Annotated in this window: 22 protein-coding genes; 15 read left to right on the forward strand and 7 right to left on the reverse strand. The window is 63.5% G+C overall.

What is annotated here, in order from left to right; genetic code table 11:
• The first annotated feature begins 72 nt into the window (after positions 1-72).
• Positions 73-1,065, forward strand: coding sequence for an adenosine deaminase (locus HHA01_RS08845; protein ID WP_141319825.1), 993 nt, complete (start codon positions 73-75; stop codon positions 1,063-1,065).
• Positions 1,066-1,079: 14 nt separating this feature from the next.
• Here the strand turns inward: HHA01_RS08845 and guaD are convergent, their stop codons facing one another.
• Positions 1,080-2,405: a guanine deaminase gene (gene guaD, locus HHA01_RS08850; RefSeq protein ID WP_141319827.1), complete on the reverse strand. Its 1,326-nt coding sequence runs from the start codon at positions 2,403-2,405 to the stop codon at positions 1,080-1,082.
• A 239-nt stretch (positions 2,406-2,644) separates the two neighbouring features.
• On the opposite strand from guaD, the gene HHA01_RS08855 reads away from it, so the two are divergent.
• From HHA01_RS08855 to HHA01_RS08870, 4 genes are read left to right on the forward strand one after another with little or no spacing between them, the layout of a single operon-like run.
• Positions 2,645-3,109: a YchJ family protein gene (locus HHA01_RS08855; protein WP_141319829.1), complete on the forward strand. Its 465-nt coding sequence runs from the start codon at positions 2,645-2,647 to the stop codon at positions 3,107-3,109.
• A 32-nt stretch (positions 3,110-3,141) separates the two neighbouring features.
• Positions 3,142-3,477 carry a hypothetical protein gene (locus tag HHA01_RS08860; protein ID WP_141319831.1) on the forward strand — a complete coding sequence of 112 codons (336 nt, stop codon included), beginning with the start codon at positions 3,142-3,144 and terminating at the stop codon, positions 3,475-3,477.
• Positions 3,478-3,536: 59 nt separating this feature from the next.
• Positions 3,537-4,001, forward strand: a complete 465-nt coding sequence (locus HHA01_RS08865; protein WP_141319833.1) for a copper chaperone PCu(A)C — start codon at positions 3,537-3,539, stop codon at positions 3,999-4,001.
• 9 nt (positions 4,002-4,010) lie between these two features.
• Positions 4,011-4,637: an SCO family protein gene (locus tag HHA01_RS08870; RefSeq protein WP_246053860.1), complete on the forward strand. Its 627-nt coding sequence runs from the start codon at positions 4,011-4,013 to the stop codon at positions 4,635-4,637.
• A 106-nt stretch (positions 4,638-4,743) separates the two neighbouring features.
• On the opposite strand, the gene HHA01_RS08875 is transcribed toward HHA01_RS08870, so the two are convergent.
• From HHA01_RS08875 to hutI, 5 genes are all read right to left on the reverse strand, one after another.
• Entirely contained in the window at positions 4,744-6,078 is a 1,335-nt protein-coding gene (locus HHA01_RS08875) for a Na+/H+ antiporter family protein (protein ID WP_141319835.1), read from the reverse strand.
• A 99-nt stretch (positions 6,079-6,177) separates the two neighbouring features.
• A complete protein-coding gene (hutH, locus tag HHA01_RS08880) occupies positions 6,178-7,716 on the reverse strand; it encodes a histidine ammonia-lyase (RefSeq protein WP_141319837.1) in 1,539 nt (512 codons plus the stop codon).
• A gap of 174 nt (positions 7,717-7,890) precedes the next feature.
• Positions 7,891-9,570 (reverse strand): urocanate hydratase, encoded by a 1,680-nt coding sequence (gene hutU, locus HHA01_RS08885; protein WP_141319839.1) that lies wholly within the window; start codon positions 9,568-9,570, stop codon positions 7,891-7,893.
• Between the two features lie 55 nt (positions 9,571-9,625).
• Positions 9,626-10,567 carry a formimidoylglutamase gene (hutG, locus tag HHA01_RS08890; protein WP_141319841.1) on the reverse strand — a complete coding sequence of 314 codons (942 nt, stop codon included), beginning with the start codon at positions 10,565-10,567 and terminating at the stop codon, positions 9,626-9,628.
• Positions 10,557-11,783, reverse strand: coding sequence for an imidazolonepropionase (gene hutI, locus HHA01_RS08895; RefSeq protein ID WP_141319843.1), 1,227 nt, complete (start codon positions 11,781-11,783; stop codon positions 10,557-10,559). The genes hutG and hutI overlap by 11 nt, the downstream gene beginning before the upstream one ends.
• Positions 11,784-12,097: 314 nt before the next feature.
• On the opposite strand from hutI, the gene HHA01_RS08900 reads away from it, so the two are divergent.
• On the forward strand, positions 12,098-13,426 hold the full coding sequence (locus tag HHA01_RS08900; RefSeq protein WP_141319845.1) for a YjiH family protein: 1,329 nt from the start codon (positions 12,098-12,100) through the stop codon (positions 13,424-13,426).
• A gap of 75 nt (positions 13,427-13,501) precedes the next feature.
• Here HHA01_RS08900 and hutC read toward each other — a convergent pair whose 3' ends face one another.
• A complete protein-coding gene (gene hutC, locus HHA01_RS08905) occupies positions 13,502-14,212 on the reverse strand; it encodes a histidine utilization transcriptional repressor HutC (RefSeq protein ID WP_141319847.1) in 711 nt (236 codons plus the stop codon).
• A 105-nt stretch (positions 14,213-14,317) separates the two neighbouring features.
• On the opposite strand from hutC, the gene HHA01_RS08910 reads away from it, so the two are divergent.
• The 9 genes from HHA01_RS08910 to HHA01_RS08950 all read left to right on the forward strand — a co-directional run bounded on the left by HHA01_RS08910 (position 14,318) and on the right by HHA01_RS08950 (position 22,965).
• Complete coding sequence (locus HHA01_RS08910; RefSeq protein WP_141319849.1) at positions 14,318-14,941, forward strand: DUF938 domain-containing protein; 624 nt, start codon at positions 14,318-14,320, stop codon at positions 14,939-14,941.
• Between the two features lie 70 nt (positions 14,942-15,011).
• Positions 15,012-15,962, forward strand: coding sequence for a sugar-binding transcriptional regulator (locus HHA01_RS08915; protein WP_141319851.1), 951 nt, complete (start codon positions 15,012-15,014; stop codon positions 15,960-15,962).
• Positions 15,963-16,374: 412 nt separating this feature from the next.
• Positions 16,375-17,694: an ABC transporter substrate-binding protein gene (locus HHA01_RS08920; RefSeq protein ID WP_141319853.1), complete on the forward strand. Its 1,320-nt coding sequence runs from the start codon at positions 16,375-16,377 to the stop codon at positions 17,692-17,694.
• Positions 17,695-17,777: 83 nt separating this feature from the next.
• Positions 17,778-18,668 (forward strand): carbohydrate ABC transporter permease, encoded by an 891-nt coding sequence (locus HHA01_RS08925; protein ID WP_141319855.1) that lies wholly within the window; start codon positions 17,778-17,780, stop codon positions 18,666-18,668.
• Positions 18,669-18,693: 25 nt separating this feature from the next.
• Positions 18,694-19,572, forward strand: a complete 879-nt coding sequence (locus tag HHA01_RS08930) for a carbohydrate ABC transporter permease (RefSeq protein WP_141319857.1) — start codon at positions 18,694-18,696, stop codon at positions 19,570-19,572.
• A gap of 12 nt (positions 19,573-19,584) precedes the next feature.
• Positions 19,585-20,727 carry an ABC transporter ATP-binding protein gene (locus tag HHA01_RS08935; RefSeq protein WP_141319859.1) on the forward strand — a complete coding sequence of 381 codons (1,143 nt, stop codon included), beginning with the start codon at positions 19,585-19,587 and terminating at the stop codon, positions 20,725-20,727.
• A 9-nt stretch (positions 20,728-20,736) separates the two neighbouring features.
• Positions 20,737-21,438 carry an HAD family hydrolase gene (locus tag HHA01_RS08940; protein WP_141319861.1) on the forward strand — a complete coding sequence of 234 codons (702 nt, stop codon included), beginning with the start codon at positions 20,737-20,739 and terminating at the stop codon, positions 21,436-21,438.
• Positions 21,435-22,211, forward strand: coding sequence for an L-iditol 2-dehydrogenase (locus HHA01_RS08945; protein ID WP_141319863.1), 777 nt, complete (start codon positions 21,435-21,437; stop codon positions 22,209-22,211). The genes HHA01_RS08940 and HHA01_RS08945 overlap by 4 nt, the downstream gene beginning before the upstream one ends.
• A gap of 124 nt (positions 22,212-22,335) precedes the next feature.
• Positions 22,336-22,965, forward strand: a complete 630-nt coding sequence (locus HHA01_RS08950) for a nucleoside/nucleotide kinase family protein (protein WP_141319865.1) — start codon at positions 22,336-22,338, stop codon at positions 22,963-22,965.
• The last annotated feature ends 109 nt before the right edge of the window (positions 22,966-23,074 follow it).

The raw sequence follows: 23,074 nt of genomic DNA on the forward strand, positions 1-23,074 counted from the left end.
TGGCGCCTCATCTTGCCACAGCCGTGGGTCATGCCGGAGCATGGTGAGCTTTCTTCTGTACCGGGTGAACACATGCAGGATTTTCTCAAGCAACTGCCCAAGGCCGAGCTCCATCTGCACATCGAGGGGACTCTCGAGCCGGAGCTGATGATGGCGCTGGCCGAGCGCAATGGAGTGACCCTGCCTTACGCATCGGTCGAGGAGGTCCGCCGGGCTTATGACTTCGCCGATCTATCGGCGTTTCTCGAGCTGTATTTCCTCGGCATGAGCGTCCTGCGCCATGAGGCGGATTTTGAAGACCTGGCCATGGACTATTTGCGTCGCGCCCATGCCGAGGGCGTGGTGCATGTGGAGATGCATGTCGATCCCCAGGCGCATCTGGCTCGCGGCGTGCCGCTCGAGACGGTACTCAACGGTCTGGAGCGGGCCCGCGAGCGGGCCGCGCGGGAGCTCGATATCTCGACGGCACTGATTCTGGCCTTCCTGCGTGACAAGCCTGTCGAGGAGGCCATGCAGTTGTTGGAAGCGGTCGAGCCCTACCGTGAGCGATTCGCTGCGGTCGGACTGGACAGTGCCGAGTTGGGGCATCCGCCGGGCCGCTTCGCCGAGGTCTTCCAGTGTGCCAGGCAGATGGGGCTGGCTTGTGTGGCGCATGCGGGCGAGGAGGGGCCGCCCGCGTATATCCGCGAGGCGCTGGAGCAGTTACAGGTGTGCCGTGTCGATCACGGCGTGCGCTGCCTGGAGGATCCGGGCCTGGTCGAGACATTGCGCGAGCGTGGCATCGTGTTGACGGTCTGCCCCCTGTCCAACGTCAGCCTCAAGGTGGTCGAGCGGCTCGCGGAGCACCCCTTGCCGCGCCTGCTCGAGGCGGGGCTCAGACTGACCCTGAGCTCCGACGACCCCGCCTATTTCGGCGGCGGCATGCTGGACAACTTCGCGGCCTGCCGGGAGGCCTTCGGCTGGGGAGAGGCGACCTTCCGGCAACTGGCGGCCAATGCCATCGACGAGGCCTTCATGACCGAGGCCAGGCGTTCCGAACTGCAGGCCCGCCTGGCGGATTGCTGAAGGAGGCGGCCTGCTCAGTCCAATCGCTGGTGGACGCACTCGCCGTTGGCCCAGGTAGCATGCACGGCGCGATCATCGCCGAGCATCATCAGCGCGAAGAGGCGCTCGGCCAGGTTCCGGCAGCGGGCATTCTGTCGCTTGAGCAATGGACTGGCATCCGGGTCGAGGATGACGATATCGGCCTCGCCACCGGGGCGCAGTTGGCCGATGTGCTCGTCGAGACGCAGGGCTCGCGCATTGCCCAGGGTCAGCTGATAGAAGCCTTGCCAGGCGGTCAGTGGTTGCCCCAGTAACTGGCCGACCTGATAGGCGGCCTTGAGGCTGCCCAGCGGTGACAGGTCGGTCCCGCCGCCGACGTCGCTGGCCAGGCTGACGGTCAGCCCCGCCTGGCGGCAGGCCTGGCGATCGAAGAGGCCGCTGCCGAGGAACAGATTGGACGTGGGGCAGAAGGCCACATTGGCTCCGGCATCCGCCAGCCGCTGGCGCATGGGCTGGGTCAGGTGAATGCCATGCGCGAAGGTGCTGCGCGGGCCGACCAGGCCGTGGCGTTCGTAGACGTCCAGGTAGTCGTGACTCTCCGGAAACAGCTCGGCCACCCAGTCGACCTCGCCATGGTTTTCGGAAAGGTGTGTCTGCAGGTGTAGATCCGGCGCACTAGCCAGGACGCCGCCAGTGGCATCCAGCTGTTCGCGGGTCGAGGTCGGCGCAAAGCGTGGCGTCAGGGTATAGCCCAGGCGGTCACGGCCGTGCCAATCAGCGATCAGGCGTTCGCTGTCGGCGAGGCCGCCCAGCGGGCTGTCGAGCAACTCAGGCGGGGCGTGGCGATCCATCAGCACCTTGCCGGCCAGCATGCGCAGCCCGCGTCGCCGGGCGGCGGTGAAGAACGCATCGACCGAGCCGGGGTGAGAGGTGCAGAACACCTGGGCCGTGGTGGTGCCGACGCGCAGTGATTCGTCGAGAAAGGCCTCGGCGATGACATCGGCATGGACCTGGCGGGCGAAGCGGCACTCTTCGGGGAAGGTATAGTCATTGAGCCAGTCGAGTAACTGACGCCCCCAGCAGGCCATGATGTCCAGCTGTACATAGTGCACATGGGTATCGATGAAGCCGGGCATCATCAGCTTGCCGCGATAGTCGATGGTCTCGATATTCGCCGGCAGATCCTCGGCCAGCGCCGCATAGTGACCGACGCGACGGATGAGACCGCCTTCGATCAGAATGGCGCCGTCCTCGTCATGGAAGACACTGCCCTCGGCGGGGGCATCGCTGTCTCCCGGGTCGTGATGGAAGCTCAACAGCGGGCCACGCAGTAGACGCATGGCGGGTCGGGAGTCACTCATGCAGCACGCTTTTTCCGGACATCGTCAGTAGATGACACCAGCATGACAGCTCGCGGTAAGAAAACCACCCGATGGAGTTCCTGAGGCAAGCAACAGGCGGCCGGGCAGGCATTCCCCGGTGCGACGCTGTGACGCAGGATTCAGGCGGCCCGCGGGGGTTGCTGGCCGGGCCGCATGGCTGAGAAATTTCGTCAGGCAGGGTATGATGCCACTTTGCTGATGATAAGGGGTGGTCGGTCATGGAGCAGCAATGTCCGTGCGGCAGTGGCGACACACTGGCCGCTTGCTGCGGTCGCTACCATGCGGGGGAGCTGGCCCCCGGGCCGGAAGCGCTGATGCGTGCCCGCTTCAGCGCCTTTGCACTGGGGCGCAATGACTATCTTCTGGCGACCTGGCATCCGGACAAGCGGCCGGCGAGTCTACCGGACGAGGACCCCACCCATTGGGTACGCCTCGAGATCGTCGACTCGCATGGCGACGGCGACCAGGGGCGGGTGCAGTTTCGTGCCACCTTTCGGGAAGGCAGCCGCTGGGGCGTGCTCGAGGAAGACTCGACTTTCACCCGACGCGATGGACACTGGTGCTATGTGGATGGTGAACCCCGGGTGACCCGCCTCAAGCCGGGCCGCAACTCGCCCTGTCCGTGTGGTAGTGGCAGGAAGGGCAAACAGTGCTGCATGCGTGGCGGAACGCTCGGGTCGTGAAACCGGGCATGCTTTCTGACGGAGTTTGGTAGATGAAGAACCGTGGTCTCGTGCTGTGTCTCGCCGTCCCGGTGGGCTTTCTGTTGTTGCTGGCGGGGCTGATCTTCGGTGGTCAAGCCATTTCGGCCATCAAGCTCGACAGCGAGATCGAGCAGGCGCTGGCCGGCAAGCTGGCGAGCAGCGCGGCAATCGAGGTCGACAAGCTGCAGCGCGTCAACAACGGCTATGGCTATTGCGGTGTCTACAAGTCGGCCGCATCGGAGAATGGTTACGCCTCCTTTTTCTACAATACCATCAACGGGCGAGTCACCCTGGACATCGAGTCGGACCGCTTTACTTCGAACTGTGGTCTGTCGTCTTTCTGCTGAGCCATCACCCGGGGCCGCCCACCCGATGACGCAAGTCATCGCCTTCAGAGGATAGTTGCATGACGCAGGTAATTTGCAGGAAAGGTGTTCCCGCCAGGGCGGCGATGCTGCTGGCGACCCTGGTCGGCAGTGTCCTGCCCCTGAGTGCCCAGGCCGCCGAACTCGAGGTCAGTGACGCGCGGGTGCGCGTGCTGCCGGGTGACACCCCGGCAGCCGGCTATTTTCAGTTGGACAACAACGGGGCTCGAGCGGTGGTGCTGGTCGGTGCTGACAGCCAGGCTTTCGGCCGGGTGGAACTGCATCGCAGCATGAGCCACGAGGGCATGGCCAGCATGCAGGCCGTCGACCAAATCGAGGTTGCGGCGGGCGGCTCCATCGAGTTCGCGCCCCAGGGCTATCATTTGATGTTGATGCAACCCGCCGGCGACATCGCCGTGGGTGACCCTGTCGAGATCACCCTGCGTTTCGAGCAACGTGAGTCGCTGTCGGTCGAATTCGAGGCAGTGCCGCCCACTTACCTGTAGGAGTCAATCTTGGTATTTCCCGTGTTTGCGCCGCCTGACAGAGCCGGTCGCCACAGCGTATGGCGCCTGGTCACCCTGTTGTTCGTCATGCTGATGATGGCCGGTTGTGTCGATCGCAACTGGGAAACCAATGACATCACCGATGTCATGCCGGACATGGCATTTCAGCTGGTCGATGAGAATGGCCGGCAGGTCACTGCCGAGGACTACATCGGCAAGCCGACCTTCATGTTCTTCGGTTTTACGCACTGCCCGGATGTCTGCCCGACAACGTTGGCCAAACTCTCTGCGGCCATCAAGCAGCTAGATGAAGAGCAACGCGATGACGTCCGGGTGCTCTTCGTGTCGGTGGATCCGGGACGCGACACGCCGCAGGTCATGAAGCAGTATACCGAAGCCTTTGGTCCACAGTTCATCGGCTTGACCGGCAAGCGCAAACAGATCGATGCGCTGACCAACCGCTATCGGGTGACCTATGAGTACGGCGAGAAGGATGAGCAGGGCAACTACAGTGTCACCCACTCCAGCAGTGTCTTTGCCTTCAATCGGCAGGGTGAGGCGCGTTTCATGGCCAGTGATTTCGACTCCATCGAGTCGATCGTCGGCGACCTCGAGTATCTGCTGAAGCACGGTTGAGTGGCCAGTCGCGCAGCGCGTGCTTGTACTCATCTGCCTGATGTGAAAAAGGCCCGTCGGCTCAACACCGGCGGGCCTTTTGCTGTTCTTGTAGCATCTCCCTGGGTCAGAGAGTCATGGCGGCAACCCAGCCAAAGATGATCAGCGGGATATTGTAGTGCAGGAAGGTCGGCACCACGCTGTCCCAGATGTGGTCATGTTGGCCGTCTGCATTCAGCCCGGCGGTCGGGCCGAGCGTCGAGTCCGAGGCTGGAGAGCCGGCATCCCCGAGGGCGGCGGCGGTGCCCACCAGAGCGATGGTCGCCATGGGCGAGAAGCCGAAGTTCAGGGCCATGGGCACATAGAGTGAAGCAATGATCGGAATCGTCGAGAAGGACGAGCCGATGCCCATGGTAATGAACAGCCCGACGAGCAGCATGATCAGGGCAGCCAGGCCCTTGTTGTCGCCGATTATCTCGGTGGAGCTGGTGACCAGCGCCTCGACTTCGCCACTGGCCTGCATGACGCTGGCGAAACCCGCCGCTGAGATCATGATGAAGCCGACCAGCGCCATCATGCGCATGCCTTCGGTGAAGATGTCGTCCTGCTCGTGCCAGCGGAAGACGCCACTTACCGAAAGCAGGGCGAAGCCGAACAGGCCACCCAGTACCATGGAGCCGCTGAGCAGCTGGACCGCTACCGTGCCGACCAGGGACAACCCGAGGATCACCATCTGCCAGGGCTTGAGGTGCTGGGCGGCTTCGTTGGGTGATTCGTCACCATGCGCCAGATTGATGTCCTGATAGTCGCGCTGGCGGCGGTAGCTGAAAAACACCGCGATGAGCAGGCCGATGGCCATGCCGCCGATGGGTACGATCATGGCCATGGGGACCATGCCGGGAGTCGCATCCAGACCATTTTCATTGAGGTTGGTCAGCAGGATATCGTGGAGGAAGATCGAGCCGAAGCCGACCGGCAGCAGCATGTAGGGGGCAGTAATGCCGAAGGTGATGACGCAGGCCACGGCGCGGCGATCAAGCTGCAGGTGATTCATCAGCTTGAGCAGCGGTGGCACCAGTACCGGAATGAAGGCGATATGCACCGGAATCAGGTTCTGGGAGCTGACCGCTGCGGCCAGCAGTACGCCCAATACCATGAAGGCGATTCCGCGGTGATTGGCTGAAGCGTCATCCAGGTTGAGACCGGCAATGGCCTTGCTGGAAAGCAGCTGGGTGATCCCCGAGCGTGACAGCGCCACAGCGAAGGCACCGAGGACGGCATAGGAGATCGCCACCTTGGCACCGTTGCCCAGGCCGTCGTTGAAGGCGGAGAGTATGTCGCCCAGCGGCATGCCGGCGGTGAGGCCGCCGACCAGAGCCGCGGCGATCAACGCGAACACAACGGAAACGCGCATCAGGCTGAGGGTGACCATGACCAGAATGGCCAGAACTACTGCGTTCATGTCTTGTCCTTGTTGAGGATGTCGATTGTTGTTGGTGTCGCCCCTACCCGCTGCTGATACAGCAAGATTTGCAAGGGGCGACGGGGCGATGCTTGCCGGTCAATACACCTGGCTGGGTAACAGTTCGGCGGGCGCCAGACGACTGAGATGACGTTTCGCGAGGAGCTTGCTGGCGGCGTCGATGTCCGGTGCGAAGAAACGGTCCTTGTCGTAGTAGGCGACACGCTCGCGCAGTACCCGGCGAGCTTCTTCCAGGGTGTCGGTGGTCCTGAGACCGTCGCGGAAATCCAGTCCCTGGCAGGCGGCCAGCCATTCGATGGCGAGGATGCCTCGCACGTTATCGGCCATTTCCCACAGTCGCTTGCCGGCGGCCGGCGCCATGGAGACGTGGTCCTCCTGGTTGGCCGAGGTCGGCAGGCTGTCGACACTGTGCGGGTGCGAGAGCGCCTTGTTCTCGCTGGCGAGTCCGGCCGCCGTCACCTGCGCGATCATGAAGCCCGAGTTGACGCCGCCGTGTTCCACCAGGAAGGGCGGGAGCTGGGACATGTGCTTGTCCATCATCAGCGAGACGCGACGCTCGGTGAGCGAGCCGATCTCGGCGATGGCCAGCGCCAGGTTGTCGGCCGCCATGGCGACCGGCTCGGCATGGAAATTGCCGCCGGAGATGATATCACCCTGTTCGGCGAACACCAGGGGGTTGTCCGAGACGGCGTTGATCTCGATGCCCAGAACCTCGGCGACCTGGCGGATCTGGGTGAGGGCGGCGCCCATCACCTGGGGCTGGCAGCGCAGGGAATAGGGGTCCTGGACCTTGCCGCAATCGACATGCGAGTCGCTGATCTCGCTGCGCTCACCGAGCAATTGCCGGTAGGCGGTGGCGGCATCGATCTGGCCACGCTGGCCGCGTACCTCATGGATGCGGGCATCGAAGGGCGAGCGCGAACTCAGGGTGGCTTCCACGGTGAGCGAGCCGCAGACAGTGGCGGCGGCGAACAGGTCTTCGGCATCGAACAGGCCCTTGAGCGCGTAGGCGGTGGAGACCTGGGTGCCATTGAGCAGGGCCAGACCTTCCTTGGGCGCCAGCGACAACGGTTCGAGGCCGGCCTTGGCCAGGGCCTCATGGGCCGGCAGCCATTCTCCGCGATGGCGTGCCTGCCCCTCGCCGAGCAACACCACGCTCATGTGCGCCAGCGGGGCCAGATCGCCGGAGGCGCCTACCGAGCCCTTGAGCGGGATGTGCGGGTAGATCTCGGCGTTGATCAGTGCCACCAGGGCATCCAGGACCTCACGGCGAATGCCGGAGAAGCCGCGGGCCAGGCTGTTGACCTTGAGGACCATGATCAGTCGCACCAGGTCGTCGTCCATGGCGGCACCGACGCCGGTGGCATGGGACAGCACCAGGGAGCGCTGGAGATCCTCGAGCTGGTTCTTTTCGATGCGGGTCTGGGCCAGCAGGCCGAAGCCGGTGTTGACGCCATAGACGGTGCGATCTTCCTCGACTACACGATTGACGCAGTCGACGCCGGCGGCGATATCGGCATCGGCACTGGTCGGCAGGGAGACCTGGAGAGGGGCTTCGAAGACCTGGCGCGCCTGGGCCAGGGTCATCTTGCCGGGTTGTATCTCGAGATGGTTCATAGGGAGTTCCTCATCTCGCCGAGCCGGAGCTTGCCGGTGGCAGGCACTACGCGAAGGCGCTGTCAACCCATCCCTGGGCGCTACCGATGCCATCCTTGGCATCGGACCTTCGCTTCGACCTGCCACCGGTGCTCCCTGTACCAGCGAGAAGTATGGCTGTGGATGTAGAAGGTTTTACTTATCGATCATCGGCAGGTTGAGGCCGTTCTCTCGCGCGCACTCCCTGGCGATGTCATAGCCGGCATCCGCGTGGCGCATCACGCCGGTCCCCGGGTCGTTGCGCAGCACCCGGCCGAGACGGGCATGGGCATCATCGCTGCCGTCGCAGACGATCACCACGCCAGCATGCTGGGAGTAGCCCATGCCCACGCCGCCGCCGTGGTGCAGCGAGACCCAGGTGGCGCCGCCGGCAGTGTTGAGCAGGGCGTTGAGCAGCGGCCAGTCGGAGACGGCGTCGGAGCCATCCATCATCGATTCGGTCTCGCGATTGGGGCTGGCCACCGAGCCGGAATCCAGGTGATCGCGACCGATGACCACCGGCGCCTTGAGTTCGCCGTTTCTGACCATTTCGTTGAAGGCCTGGCCGAGACGGGCACGATCCTTGAGGCCGACCCAGCAGATTCGAGCTGGCAGGCCCTGGAAGCTGATGCGTTCGCGGGCCATGTCCAGCCAGTTGTGCAGGTGCGGGTCGTCGGGGATCAGTTCCTTGACCTTCTGGTCAGTCTTGTAGATGTCCTCGGGATCGCCGGACAGTGCCGCCCAGCGGAAGGGCCCGATGCCCTGGCAGAACAGCGGGCGGATATAGGCCGGTACGAAGCCGGGGAAATCGAAGGCGTTCTCGACGCCTTCTTCCTGGGCCATCTGGCGAATGTTGTTGCCGTAGTCGAAGGTCGGGATGCCTTGCTGCTGGAAGTCGAGCATGGCTTGCACGTGCACGGCCATGGAGCGCTTGGCAGCCTTGACCACCGCTTCGGGTTCTGTCTTGCCGCGAGCGACATAGTCGTCCCAGGTCCAGCCGGCGGGCAAGTAGCCGTGCAGCGGGTCGTGGGCACTGGTCTGGTCGGTGACCATATCCGGACGCACGCCGTGCTCGACCATGGTCGGAAGCACCTCGGCGGCGTTGGCACACAGGCCGATGGATACCGCCTTGCCCTCGGCGGTGTAGCGCTCGAGGCGAGCCAGGGCGTCGTCCAGGTCCTCGGCCTGCTCGTCGAGATAGCGGGTGCGCAGGCGGAAGTCGAGGCGCGATTGCTGGCACTCGATGTTGAGTGAGCAGGCTCCGGCCAGAGTGGCGGCCAGTGGCTGGGCGCCACCCATGCCACCGAGGCCGGCGGTGAGGATCCAGCGACCCTCAAGGTTACCGTCGTAGTGCTGGCGGCCGGCCTCCACGAAGGTCTCGTAGGTGCCCTGGACGATGCCCTGTGAGCCGATGTAGATCCAGGAGCCGGCGGTCATCTGGCCGTACATCATCAGGCCCTTTTTATCCAGCTCGTTGAAGTGCTCCCAGTTGGCCCAGGCCGGTACCAGGTTGGAATTGGCGATCAACACGCGGGGCGCGTCCTTGTGGGTCTCGAACACCCCCACCGGCTTGCCGGACTGGATCAGCAACGACTGAGTGTCTTCCAGGCGCCGAAGGGTCTCGACGATCTTGTCGTAGCATTCCCAGTCCCGGGCGGCGCGGCCGATGCCGCCGTAGACCACCAGGTCCTCCGGGCGCTCGGCGACGTCCGGGTGCAGGTTGTTCATCAGCATGCGCAGCGGTGCTTCGGTGAGCCAGCTCTTGCAGGTGAGCTCGCTGCCGGTGGGGGCGGCGATCTCGCGGCTGGGGTCGTGACGCTTGTCGGTATGGGACATTTCTTGGTTCCTCGCAGGGTCTCACGGTAAGGGGGCTGACGGCCGGACTGCAGACTCAGCCGTTCAGGGTCAGTAGGTGAACGAGGCGTGCCGCCACTCTGGCGGTGCGGCCATCGATGTCATGCTCGGGATTCAGCTCGGCGAGGTCGGCCAGGCGCAGCTTGCCGCTGTTGCGTACCGTTTCTACCAGGGGCTCGATCAGTGCCAGGGGTACGCCGCGCGCCGCCGGGGCGCTGACGCCCGGTGCTTCGGCGGCGGGCAGGACATCCAGGTCGATGGTCAGGTAGAGGGCGTCGCAACGAGCAATGAAACGTTCCAGGTCGCGCCGGATGGCGTCGATTCCGGTGTGCGTGATGTCGCGATCCTCACGGATCAACACGCCCAGGTCGTCGGCGCGCCGGAACAACGCTCGGGTGTTGGCGGCCCGGCTGACGCCGAGGCAGGCGTAGCGAAACGGCCAGCCATTGGCCTGACACGCTTCGGCGATCTGCGAGAAGGGAGTCCCAGAGGAGCGCACATGGACCGGGTCGCGCAGGTCGAAGTGGGCATCGAGGTTGACGATGCCGACACGCGGTCGTGTCTCGCGGGGCGCGAGGTGCCGGGCGAGCCCTTGCCAGCTGGCGTAGGCGACTTCGTGGCCACCTCCGAGCACGATGGGCAGGTGGCCGGCGTCGAGCAATGGGGACAGTCGCTCGGCCAGTGCCTCCTGGGCGGCTTCCAGGGCGTCGCCGTCGCAGCTCACGTCGCCGGCGTCGAAGGCCGGTCCCTGGCGATGCCAGGCCAATGGCGCGAGAGAACGACGGATCGTGGCGGGGCCGTCGGCGGCGCCGACCCGGCCTTGGTTGCGAGCCACACCGGCATCGCTGGCGAATCCGAGCAGGGCACACCCGCTTGGGGCGTCCTCGGCGAGAGGCGCGACGCGTTGATGCCAGCGATCGCTGTCGGGCTCGGGGTCAACGCGGCCCTGCCAGGGACTCATGTCGATCTCAGTGGCCATGCGCCTGATCCTCCACGGGTTGGCCGGCGACGACGCGCTGGCGCAGTCGACCGGGCTGGACGGCATAGGCGAGTTCCGCCGGGGTGTCGATGTTCCAGAGGCAGAGATCGGCAGGCGCACCTTCGCGCAACCTGCCGAGTTCGGGCATTCCCAGCGCCCGGGCGCCGTGCGCGGTCATGCCGGTCAGTGCCTCTCGCGGGGTGAGGCGGAACAGGGTGCAGGCCATGTTGAGCATCAGGGTCGGCATGAACAGTGGTGAGCTGCCGGGGTTGGCATCGGTGGCGACGGCCATCGGTACGCCGGCCTCGCGTAGCCCGGCGATGGGCGGCTGCTGGGTCTCGCGCAGGGTGTGGAAGGCGCCCGGCAGGATCACCGCCACGCTGCCAGCATCGCGCATGGAGGCGATGCCGGCGTCGTCGAGATATTCGATATGGTCGGCGGACAGGGCTCCGTGACGGGCGGCCATGGCAGAGCCGCCCAGATTGGACAGCTGTTCGGCATGGGCCTTGATCGGCAGGCCATGGCCCCGGGCCGCTTCGAAGACGCGCTCGCACTGGGCCACCGAGAAGGCGATCTTCTCGCAGAAGACGTCGACGGCGTCGGCCAGCCCCTCGGCCGCGGCCGCCGGGATCATCTTGTCGCAGACCAGGTCGATGTATCCGTCACTGTCGCCTGCGTATTCCGGCGGCAGGGCGTGGGCGCCGAGCAGGGTCGTGACGACGCGCACCGGCCGGGCCTCGCCGAGGCGGCGGGCGACGCGCAGCATCTTGAGCTCGTTCTCCACGTCTAGGCCGTAGCCCGACTTGATCTCCACGGTGGTCACGCCGTCGGCGAGCAGAGCGTCGAGTCGCGGCAGGGCGGCGGCGAACAACGCGTCTTCGCTGGCTTCGCGCGTGTCGCGCACGGTGCTGATGATGCCGCCGCCGCGTCGGGCGATTTCCTCGTAGCTGACGCCTTCCAGACGCGACTCGAACTCGTCGGCGCGACCGCCGCCGAATACCAGGTGGGTGTGGCAATCGACCAGGCCCGGCGTCATTACACCGCCGCTGCCCATCGGAAGGCATGTATCGGCAAGGGAGGCCGAGAGTTCACGCATCGGGATCAGGGAGTGGATGCGGTCGTCCTCGACGATCACTGCCATGGAATCGGGCAGGGTCTGCTGGCCATCGAAGACGGTGACGTCCTGCCAGAGTCGGTGAGTCCGGGGGTGGGTCATGCTGACGCCTCCTGGTGCATTTGTATATACAAAAGGCTAGCGCATTCTTGTTTCTTCGTCACCCTGTGTGATGCGCTCCTTTCGGAACTTGAAAAGTCGCGAAGCAGTATGACTTAAGTAATTAAAATCAAGATGTTAACTGACTACATGGATGCTTTTGGTCAAGTTGTCCTGCAAGGGTGCGACCAAAGTATTAAGTCTGAAGACCAGGGGAGAATGGCGTAACTCTTTGGTCTGTTGTATATACAAATAGTACGGCACTTTGCATCCCCACAAGAACACCCCAGCCCACAATGACAATCCAGGAGCCTTCCATGGCGAGTTCCTCATCCGACAATTCCCGGCGTCGGGGTCCCTCGACGGCCACTGTGTTCAAGCTGTTCGTCCCAAGCCTCGTCGGGGTACTGATCTTCTTCGTGCCGATGACGCTCGGTGGCAATACGACGATCCCGCTGGATCACATGGTGACCGGTGCGCGAAGCCTGCTGGGCGAGGGCAGTGGCATTTATGCTCTGGCGCTGATCGTCGCCGGGGCGCTCTATCCCCTGATCAAGGGAAGCTGGCGGCGCAGCATGACCGAGCGGGTCTTTACCGTGCTCAAGCTGGCCGGTGTGGCGGCAGCGGTGATGGCCTTGACCGGCTGGGGGCCCGGCTTTCTGCACGAATCGGACATGCTGCCCTTTCTGTTCGACAAGTTGGTCATTCCGGTGGGACTGATCGTGCCGATCGGTGCCATCTTTCTGGCTCTGCTGATCAGTTTCGGCCTGCTCGAGCTGATCGGTGTACTGGTCCAGCCGGTGATGCGGCCGGTGTGGCGCACGCCGGGGCGGAGCGCGATCGATGCCGTGGCCTCCTTCGTCGGCAGCTATTCCATCGGCCTGTTGATCACTAACCGGGTCTACCAGGCGGGACAGTATTCGGCTCGGGAGGCGGCGATCATCGCCACCGGCTTCTCCACGGTATCGGCGACCTTCATGATCATCGTCGCCAAGACGCTGGGCCTGATGGAGATCTGGAATCTCTACTTCTGGTTGACTCTGGCCATCACGTTCACGGTGACCGCGATCACGGTACGGATTCCGCCCCTGTCGAGCATGGACGACAGCAAGCGTGACGGTGAGCCGGAGGCCGTGTCGGGGCGTCGTCTCGCCACCGCTTGGCGTACCGGGCTCGAGGTGGCCGAGCGGGCGCCGAGCCTGCTGTCCAGCGTGGCGCTGAACTTCCGCGAGGGGCTGCTGATGGCGATCAGTATCCTGCCGTCGATCATGTCAGTGGGGCTGGCCGGCCTCTTGCTGGCCAAGTACACGCCCTTGTTCGAGTGGCTCGGCTGGGCCTTCTATCCCTTCGTGGCAATCTGGGGGCTGGACGAAGCCGCCGCCCTGGCCCAGGCCTCGGCAGCGGGGCTCGCCGAGATGTTCCTGCCGGCCCTGCTTATGGGCGATGCCGGCCTTGTGGCACGCTTCGCCGCCGGTGTGGTGTCGGTTTCCTCGGTACTGTTTTTCTCGGCCTCGATTCCCTGCATCCTGTCCACCAGTATCCCGTTGTCGGTAGGGCGTATCGTGGTCGTATGGTTCCTACGGATGGCCTTGAGCCTGCTGCTGGCAGTGCCGGCGGGTTACCTGGTGCAGGCACTGGCCGCTTGAGGAGTATGGCGTGCGTCGCAGAGCCATGGAAATGGGGAGGGGCGCCGGGGTGACATCAGTGCCGGTCGCCGCCGTTCAGTTGGTATGCAGCGAGGAACGCAGCTTGTATCGGTCGCCGGGGTGGATCAGGCGGGCGTAGCTGATCAGGTGGTCCCCTGACCAGGTGCGCCGGATCATTCTCAGGCAGGGTTCGTGGGGGGTGATGTCGAGTCGCTGTGCGGTGTCGGCGTCGACCAGCACGGCTTCGACGACGTGCTCCACATCATTGATCGGGCAGGCCGCCACCAGCACCTCGTTGGGTGTATGCCGGGTGAAATCCGTTTCCAGGTAGTGGGGCACTCGGCTGGGATTGACGTAGCGGTCCTCGAGCTGAATGGGCACGCCATCCTCGCGATGCACGATCAGGGTATGGAAGACCCGGGCGCCGTTGCGGACTCCCAGGTAAACCGAGGTTTCGTCGTCGGCGTCCAATGCTTCGGCACGCAGGACTTCGCTGGTGTAGACGTGTTCTCGACTGCGAACTTCCTCGGCGATGTTGTGAACCTCGATCAGCGAGGATTCGGCCTTGCGGTCGGTGACGAATGTACCGACTCCCGGCTGACGCGTCAGGTATCCCTTCTGGACCAGGTCGCGGATGGCCTTGTTGGCGGTCATGCGACTGACCGCGAATTCCTCGGCGAGTCGTTCTTCAGGGGGAATTCGATATTGCGGTGGCCAGTCGCCGCTGTGAATCTTATCCAGCAGATGTCGTTGTATCTTCAGGTAGAGGGGCAGGGAGCCGGCCATGCGTTATCCTGTGCGTCCATTCTGGTGGAAACGGAAAAATAACAGAACGGCGATAACCGCCGTCCCGTGTTCCAGGCACTTTCGGACAATGCCCAGGAGTTCATGATGTCACGAACTAATCGTTGGGGCACATCCCCGACGCCCCTCAGCAGCCCCGCCGCGGTGCGTAACCGGCAACCCATTCTCGAGGTCCTGCAGGCGGTGTTGCCAATGCAGGCCGAGGTACTGGAGCTGGCCAGCGGCAGTGGCGAGCATGCCCTGCATTGTGCGACGGCGATGCCGGGCTGGCGCTGGCAGCCCAGCGACCTGGAGGATGAGTCGCTGGCATCCATCGAGGCCTGGCGAACTGCCTACGGCCACGACAATCTCGCCTCTCCCATCCGTCTGGATGCGACCCGGGAGTGGCCGGATGGCAAGCTGGATGCCATCGTGGCCATCAATCTGGTGCATATCTCGCCCTGGCAGGTTACCGAGGCGTTACTGACTCGCGCCGGCGAGAAGCTGGTGACGCAGGGTGTGCTCTATCTGTATGGGCCCTATCGGCGCGATGGGCGGCATACGGCCTCCAGTAATGCGGCTTTCGATGCCGATCTGCGGCAGCGGGATCCGCGCTGGGGCATTCGTGATCTGGGCACCGTCGTGGCCGAGGCAAACAACCAGGGGCTCGTCCTGGATCGTGTGGTCGAGATGCCGGCCAATAATCTTAGTGTTGTCTTGCGTCGTCGCTGAGCGAGCGTTGTGCCAACGTGGCCACCTTGCGATGATGCTGGGCATACCCGTCAGTCAGTGAGTGCATAGCGTGGACAAGTTCGAGGTCAAGCTGGACCAGGCGGCGAGGGCGGCCTGGCTGTCGCATGTCGGTGGGCGGACGCAGGACGAGATTGCCGCCCAGCTAGGGGTGTCGCGTCCCGGGGTGCAGCGCTTGCTGGCCCTGGCTCGCCAGGAAGGCCTGGTCAAGGTGCACATCGATCATCCCATCGCCCAATGTACGGCGCTTTCCCAGTCGATTCGCAATGCCTTTGATCTGGGCTTCTGTGATGTGGTGCCGGCGGATGCCGATGCGGGGGCTGATAATGCGCATTACCTGGCCGTGGCAGGTGCCGAACGACTGGCGCGGCTCCTGGAACGCTCCGAGCCTTTGACCTTATCACTGGGCACTGGTCGCTCGGTACGCGCCATGGTCGAATCGCTTCGACGGCTTGATCGGCCACAGCATCGCATTGTGTCGCTGGTCGGCAATATTGCACGGGATGGTTCGGCCAACCGCTATGACGGTGTCATGTTGCTGGCCGACAAGACCGGCAGCGAGCGGTTTCTGCTGCCGGCGCCGGTAGTGGCGGGCTCTGTTCAGGAAAAGGAGGCGCTGCTGGGGCAGCCATTGTTCCAGGCGATTGCCGGCGTGGCTCATCAGTCCGAGGCCGCTTTCATCGGGGTAGGGCGCATCGACCGCCAGGCGACACTCTTCCAGGATCATTTCATCAGCGAGGCCGAGCTCGAGGAACTGCTGGAGCGGGAAGCCGTCGGCGAGTTGCTTGGCTGGCCGATGAATGCCCACGGCGAACTGATCGACTGCTCGACCAGTTGGCGTGTCACCAGTCTGCCGTTGTCGATGTTCCGGAACCAGGAAATGGTGGCGCTGGCCGGAGGGCGCAGCAAGGCCCCGGCGATCCTGGCTGCGCTGCGGGGTGGCTGGTTGAAGAGCCTGGTTACCGACGAGCAGGTGGCGCGGTATATCGTCGAGCATGCCTGAGGGGCGAGGGGTGAAACGCGAGGAACGAGGTACGAGAAACGAGCGGTTGGGAGTCAATGACTCGAAGCTTGAAGCTTGAAGTGACCCCGAAGCTCGAAGTCACCCCTGACCCCTGACCCCTGACCCCTGACCCCTGACCCCTGACCCCTGACCCCTGACCCCTGACCCCTGACCCCGAAGCTCGCCACTCGCCACTCGCCGCTCGAATCTCGTGGCTCGAACCTCGCAGCTCGCAGCTCGCATCCCCAGCCTAGCCTAAAGTCTAAGTCTTCTGGCTTTGCGTTTTGGCTGCCCTTGTTCGATCATTTGATCAATCGTTGATTTCATTGATCGGATCAGCGTGGGGCCTGGCCCCGTCGAGCAACAACAAGAAGGCCTTCCTGTGAAGGCGTCGAATCAACAGGAGCATGCCATGCAGCGTCATCGTCTATTTCCGCTTGCCGCGCTTGCGGCACTGGGGACCACCGCCGCTACGGCGGCGCAGGCTGAAACCATCACGATCGGTACCGTCAACAACAACGACATGGTGATCATGCAGAGCCTCACCGATGTCTTCGAGAAAGCGCATCCGGATATCACCCTGGATTGGGTGGTGCTCGAGGAGAACGTTCTGCGTCAACGCATGACGACGGATATTGCCACTCAGGGTGGGCAGTTCGATGTCATGACCATCGGTAGCTATGAAGCGCCGATCTGGGCCGAGCGGGGCTGGCTGGAGCCTCTGGATGATTTGCCAGAGTCCTACAAGGCCGATGACTTGCTCAAGACGGTGCGTGATGGCCTGAGTCATGAGGATACCCTGCATGCGTTACCGTTTTATGCCGAAAGCTCGATGATGTATTACCGCAAGGATCTCTTCGAGCAGGCGGGTATCGAGATGAGCGAGCAGCCGACCTGGGAAGAGGTGCGCTCCTGGGCCGGCAAGCTTCATGATCCCGAGAATGAAGTCGCCGGCATCTGTCTACGTGGCAAGCCGGGCTGGGGCGAGAACATGGCCTTCGTGTCCACTCTGGTGAATACCTTTGGCGGGCGCTGGTTTGACATGGACTGGAACCCCGAGATCAATAGCAAGGAATGGCAGGAAGCGGTTTCCTTCTATGTGAACCTGCTCAACGACTATGGTCCGGCGGGGGCCAGTTCCAACGGTTTCAACGAGAACCTGGCGCTGTTCTCGCGTGGCAGCTGTGCCATGTGGGTCGATGCCACCTCCGCGGCCGGCAAGTTGTTCGATCCCGAGGAGTCCAAGGTCGCCGATCAGCTTGGCTTTGCGCCCGCGCCGATTGCCGATACCCCCAAGGGCTCGCACTGGTTGTGGTCCTGGGCCCTGGCGATTCCGAGTTCTTCGGACTCGACCGAAGCGGCCAAGACCTTCATTCGTTGGGCGACTTCACAAGAGTACGTCAAGCTGGTCGCGGAGCGTGAAGGCTGGACCAATGTGCCTCCCGGCACGCGCGAGTCCACTTATGCCAGTGAGCGCTATCAGGAAGAAGCTCCGTTCGCCGGCTTCGTGGTCGACGCCATTCGCGAGGCGGATCCGCTGGACTCCACCCAGGAGCCCAATCCGTATGTCGGGGTGCAATTTGTCGGTATTCCCCAGTTCCAGTCGATCGGCACCCAGGTAGGCCAGATGATCGCCTCGGCATTGACCGGTCAGGTCAGCGTCGAACAGGCGCTGGACTCCGCCCAGCGTGCGACCGAGCGTACCATGGAACGGTCCGGGTACATCGAGTGATCGCTCTGTAACATCCGCGGCGGTGTCCCTTCACCGCCGCGCTTCCCGCCCTTGCTGGCATTACAACCGACGAGTAACGGCCCATGAACAAGACTCGTGCCTCCGGTCGTACCGTCGGTGGTCTGCGTACCCTCTCGCTGCAGGCCCCCGCGGTAACTCTGCTGCTGCTCTGGATGTTGATACCACTGGCCATGACCGTGTGGTTCTCCTTCCAGCGTTACAACCTTCTGATGCCCGGCATGAAAGGCTTTGCCGGCACCGAGAATTATGAATACCTGCTGACTGATCCGGCCCTGTGGTCGGCCATGGGCACAACCTTGCTACTGGTCGGGTGGGTGCTGGCGATTACCGTCGTCGGGGGCACTCTGCTGGCCGTGCTCTTTCAGCAGGACTTCTTCGGGCGTGGCGTGGCCCGTGTGCTGGCGATTTCACCGTTCTTCGTCATGCCCACCGTCAGTGCCCTGGTGTGGAAGAACATGATGATGCATCCGGCCAACGGGGTGCTGGCCTGGATGGCGGAATCCGTCGGCCTGCCGGCAATGGACTGGTTCTCCAGCCTGCCCTTGACCTCGATCATCATCATCGTGTCCTGGCAGTGGCTGCCCTTTGCGCTGTTGATCCTGCTGACAGCTATCCAGTCCCTGGATGACGACCAGGTCGAGGCGGCGCGCATGGACGGTGCCGGTCCCATTGCCATCTTCTTCAACATCACGCTGCCGCACCTCAAGCGGGCCATCAGTGTGGTGATCATGATCGAGATGATCTTCCTGCTGACGGTGTTCGCCGAGATCTTCGTCACCACCTCGGGTGGGCCGGGGCTGGCCACCACCAACCTGGCATATCTGATCTATATCCGAGCCCTGCTCGACTTCGATGTCGGCACGGCATCCGCGGGTGGGGTGATCGCGATCATTCTCGCCAATATCGTCGCCATCTTCCTGGTCCGCATGGTGGCCAAGAACCTGGAAGACTGACCCGGCCTGTCGAGGAGAACCCCACATGACGACGACCCTGTCGCACAAGGATGCACCCATGGATGCGGCCCGCGGTAATGCGGCCCTGAGGTCCAAGCGCTTACGCAACCTGGGCATAGCCGTGCTGGGCTGGTCCGTGGCGTTGATCATCTTCTTTCCGATCTTCTGGATGATCCTGACCGGCTTCAAGACGGAGGCCGAGGCGATCGCCGAGCCGAGCCTGTTTTTCTCGCCGACGCTGGAGAACTATCACGACGTCCAGGCGCGGGCGGGATACTTCAACTTTGCCTGGAACAGCGTGGTGGTGGCCTTTGGATCGACCCTGCTGGCCCTGCTGATTGCCATTCCATCGGCTTATTCGATGGCCTTCCTGCCGACCAAACGGACCAAGGGCACCCTGTTGTGGATGCTATCGACCAAGATGCTGCCACCGGTCGGGGTGCTGGTACCGATCTACCTGATCTTCCGCGATCTCGGGCTGCTCGATACCCTGACCGGACTGACCATCGTCTATACCCTGATGAACCTGCCCATCGTGGTCTGGATGCTCTACACCTTCTTCAAGGATCTGCCGCAGGACATTCTCGAGGCCGGGCGCATGGATGGCGCCAGTACCCTGCAGGAGATTGTCTATCTGCTGATGCCGCTGACGCTGCCGGGCATTGCCTCGACAGGGCTGCTGTCGGTGATCCTGAGCTGGAACGAGTCGTTCTGGAGCCTGAACCTCACGACTTCCCAGGCGGCCCCTCTGCCGGCCTATATTGCGTCCTTCTCGAGTCCTGAAGGCCTTTTCTGGGCCAAGCTTTCCGCCGCCTCGACCATGGCCATTGCACCGATCCTGGTCTTTGGCTGGCTCACCCAGAAACAGATGGTACGTGGCCTGACCTTTGGCGCCGTCAAATAAGAGGACAATTTCATGGCAACTCTGCAACTCAATAACGTCGTCAAGAGCTTCGAGGATACCCAGGTCATCCAGGGGGTCGATCTGGAGGTCAAGGACCAGGAGTTCGTGGTCTTCGTCGGACCATCGGGCTGTGGCAAGTCCACGCTGCTGCGCATGATTGCCGGGCTCGAGAGCACCACGTCCGGCGATATCGTCATCGAGAATCAGCGCGTCAATGACCTGGGACCGGCCGAACGCGGGCTGGCCATGGTCTTTCAGAGCTATGCGCTGTATCCGCACATGACGGTGGAGGACAACATGGGCTTCAGCCTCAAGCTGGCCGGGGAGAACAAGGAAGCGCGGCGCGAGAAGGTGCTCGAGGCGGCACGTATCCTGCAGCTCGAGCCCTTGCTGGATCGCAAGCCCAAGGCGCTTTCCGGCGGTCAGCGTCAGCGTGTGGCCATCGGTCGGGCCATCGTGCGTAATCCGAGCATCTTCCTGTTCGACGAGCCCCTGTCGAACCTGGACGCGGCCCTGCGGGTTCAGATGCGCATCGAGCTGGCACGCCTGCATGAAGAGCTCAAGGCGACCATGATCTATGTCACCCATGACCAGATCGAAGCCATGACCATGGCCGACAAGATCGTCGTACTTCAGGGCGGTGTGGTCGAGCAGGTGGGCTCGCCGATGGAGCTCTATCATCATCCGCGCAACCGCTTCGTCGCCGGTTTCATCGGGTCGCCGAAGATGAACTTCCTGCCGGTCAGTGCCGAGTCGGCCGCCGCCGATGGTGTCACCATCCGCTTGCCTGGCGGGGATACCACCCGTGTCCCGGTGCAGGGCACAGGCTGTCAGCCGGGCGAGGCGCTGACCCTGGGAGTGCGTCCCGAGCACCTGGTGCTCGACGAGACCGGTCCGCTGCAGGGCCGGATTCAGGTCATCGAGCGCCTGGGTGGCCAGACGTCGCTATATGTCGAGATGGACGACGAGCTGATCACCCTGATGGTCGACGGCGATGTGACGCACCGGGTCGGTGATGAAGTGCGCTTCACCTTCGAGCCGCGCCGCGGCCATCTTTTCACTGGTGACGACATGGCGCTGGAAAGTCTCGAGCGTCATCCGCTGGCATCCCTGACCCGTCTGGACCATCGTGCGGCCAGTGATGCCGAGGCCTGAGGAGTCGCCATGGAGATGTTGATCTTCGACTGTGATGGCGTGCTGGTCGACAGCGAGGCGATTGCCGAGGCGACGCTGGTCGAACGACTTGCGACCTGGCTGCCGGATGTCGATATTCATGCCCGGCTGGGCGAGGCCCTGGGGCTGACGACGGCCGCCATTCTGGATCGGCTGGCGGCCTTCAGCCGGCATGATCTTCCGGCCGATGCGCTGGGAGCCATGGATGCGGAAATCGAGCGCCGTCTGGCGCTGGAACTCACCGCCATCGACGGGGTGAAGGAGGCGATAGGCGCACTCGGCATGTCGATGGCGGTGGTGTCAAACAGCCATCGCGGCCGGGTCAGGGCCTCATTGGTGCATACCGGGCTGGATGCCTGTCTGGGCGATTCACCGATCTTCTGTGCCGAGCAGGTGGCGCGCCCCAAGCCGGATCCGGCGGTCTATCGGCTGGCGGTTGATGAGCTGGGATGCCAGCCGGGCGAGTGCCTGGTGGTCGAGGACAGCGTGGCCGGTGTCACGGCGGCGTGTGCGGCCGGCATGACGGTGGTCGGCTTCACCGGGGCCAGTCACGTCATGCCCGGTCAGGACGAGCGGCTGCGTATGGCCGGGAGCTGGCAGGTGATGGCACGCATGCATGAACTGCCGGGGCTGGTCGCGCAATGGCGACAGACACGGCTCGAACGACTAATGGATGTAGAGAGGGATAAATGAAGCTTGCCGACAAGGTGGCGGTGATCACGGGGGGTGCCAAGGGCATCGGCCTGGCGATTGCCGGTCGTTATCTGGCCGAAGGGGCGCGCGTCGTGATTGCCGATGTGGATGACCGGGCCATCGATGAAGGCCTGAAGCAGCTGGGCAACCACGACAGAACCCTGGGGCTGTCACTGGATGTGCGCGATCAGGCGTCCATCGATGCCATGGTGGCGGAGGTGCTGGAGCATTTCGGGCGGATCGATATTCTCGTCAACAATGCGGCTGTGTTTGACATGGCGCCGGTACTGGAAGTCGAGGCGGCCAGCTTCGATCGCCAGTTCGACGTCAACGTCAAGGGACTCTTCTTCACCCTGCAGGCCGTGGCACGGGTCATGGTCGAGCACGAGCAGGGCGGTGCCATCATCAACATGGCTTCCCAGGCGGGGCGCCGAGGCGAGGCCCTGGTCAGTACCTACTGTGCCACCAAGGCCTCGGTGATCAGCTTGACTCAGTCCTGCGGTCTGGATCTGATTCGTCATGGGGTTCGTGTCAATGGCATCGCTCCGGGTGTGGTCGACACGCCGATGTGGGCGGAAGTCGATGCCTTGTTCGCGCGTTACGAAGGACGTCCGCTGGGCGAGAAGAAACGACTGGTCGGTGAGGAAGTCCCGATGGGGCGCATGGGGCGCCCTGATGACTACGCCGGCGCGGCCGTCTTTCTGGCCAGCGACGATAGCGGGTATGTGGTTGCCCAGACGCTCAATGTGGATGGCGGCAACTGGATGAGCTGATATTCCCCGGCGCCGGTCGCGCGTCGCATGGGTACCAGCTTTACCGGTCGATGGCCGGATGCGACTCCGCGCCCGGATCGACCCTGCTAGTGTCCGAGTAGGCGAAGGAGGCAGGACAGCTGACATGACAGCCGATATTCATGAGGTGGTGGCTCGGCTGCTTGCAGCGGCGGGGCGGCGTGACCGTTTCATCGTGGCGCTGGCCGGGCCGCCGGCGGCGGGCAAATCCTTCTGGTCTCAAGCCCTGTGTCAGGCACTCGATGACCGTGAGCCGGGTAGTACGGTGGTCGTGCCCATGGATGGCTACCACTTCGACAATGCCGTGCTCGAGCCCCGCGGCCTGCTGCCGGTCAAGGGCGCACCGGAAACCTTCGATTGCGTCGGCCTGCAACATGACCTGGAGCGAATCCGTCGTGGCGAGGATAGGGTCGCCGTGCCGGTGTTCGACCGTCCGCTGGATCTGGCCCGGGCCGGGGCGCGGCAGGTCATGCGGCGTCACCGTCTAGTCATCGTCGAAGGCAACTATCTGTTGCTCGACGAGGCCCCCTGGTCAGCGCTGCATCATATTTTCGATTTCACGCTCTTCCTGGACGTTGATGATGACCTCCTGGAAGCCCGCCTCATAGAGCGCTGGCAGGCAATGGGCCAGGATCCTGACGGGGCGCTCGAGCGCACCCGCGACAAGGACATGCGCAATGCCCGCCTCATCAAGGCGCACTCGGTCGCCGCCGATCTGGCGTGGCGCCCGGTGTAATCCATTACGACACACACCAACACCAGGACTGTGCCGACAGCGCTCAGGGCCTGCAGCATGGCGACGGGCGCTTGCTTGTCGCCCACCCACAATCGCCAGGAGAGATAAA

Origin of the sequence: Halomonas halmophila, from assembly GCF_006540005.1 — a bacterium.
Lineage (GTDB): Bacteria > Pseudomonadota > Gammaproteobacteria > Pseudomonadales > Halomonadaceae > Halomonas > Halomonas halmophila.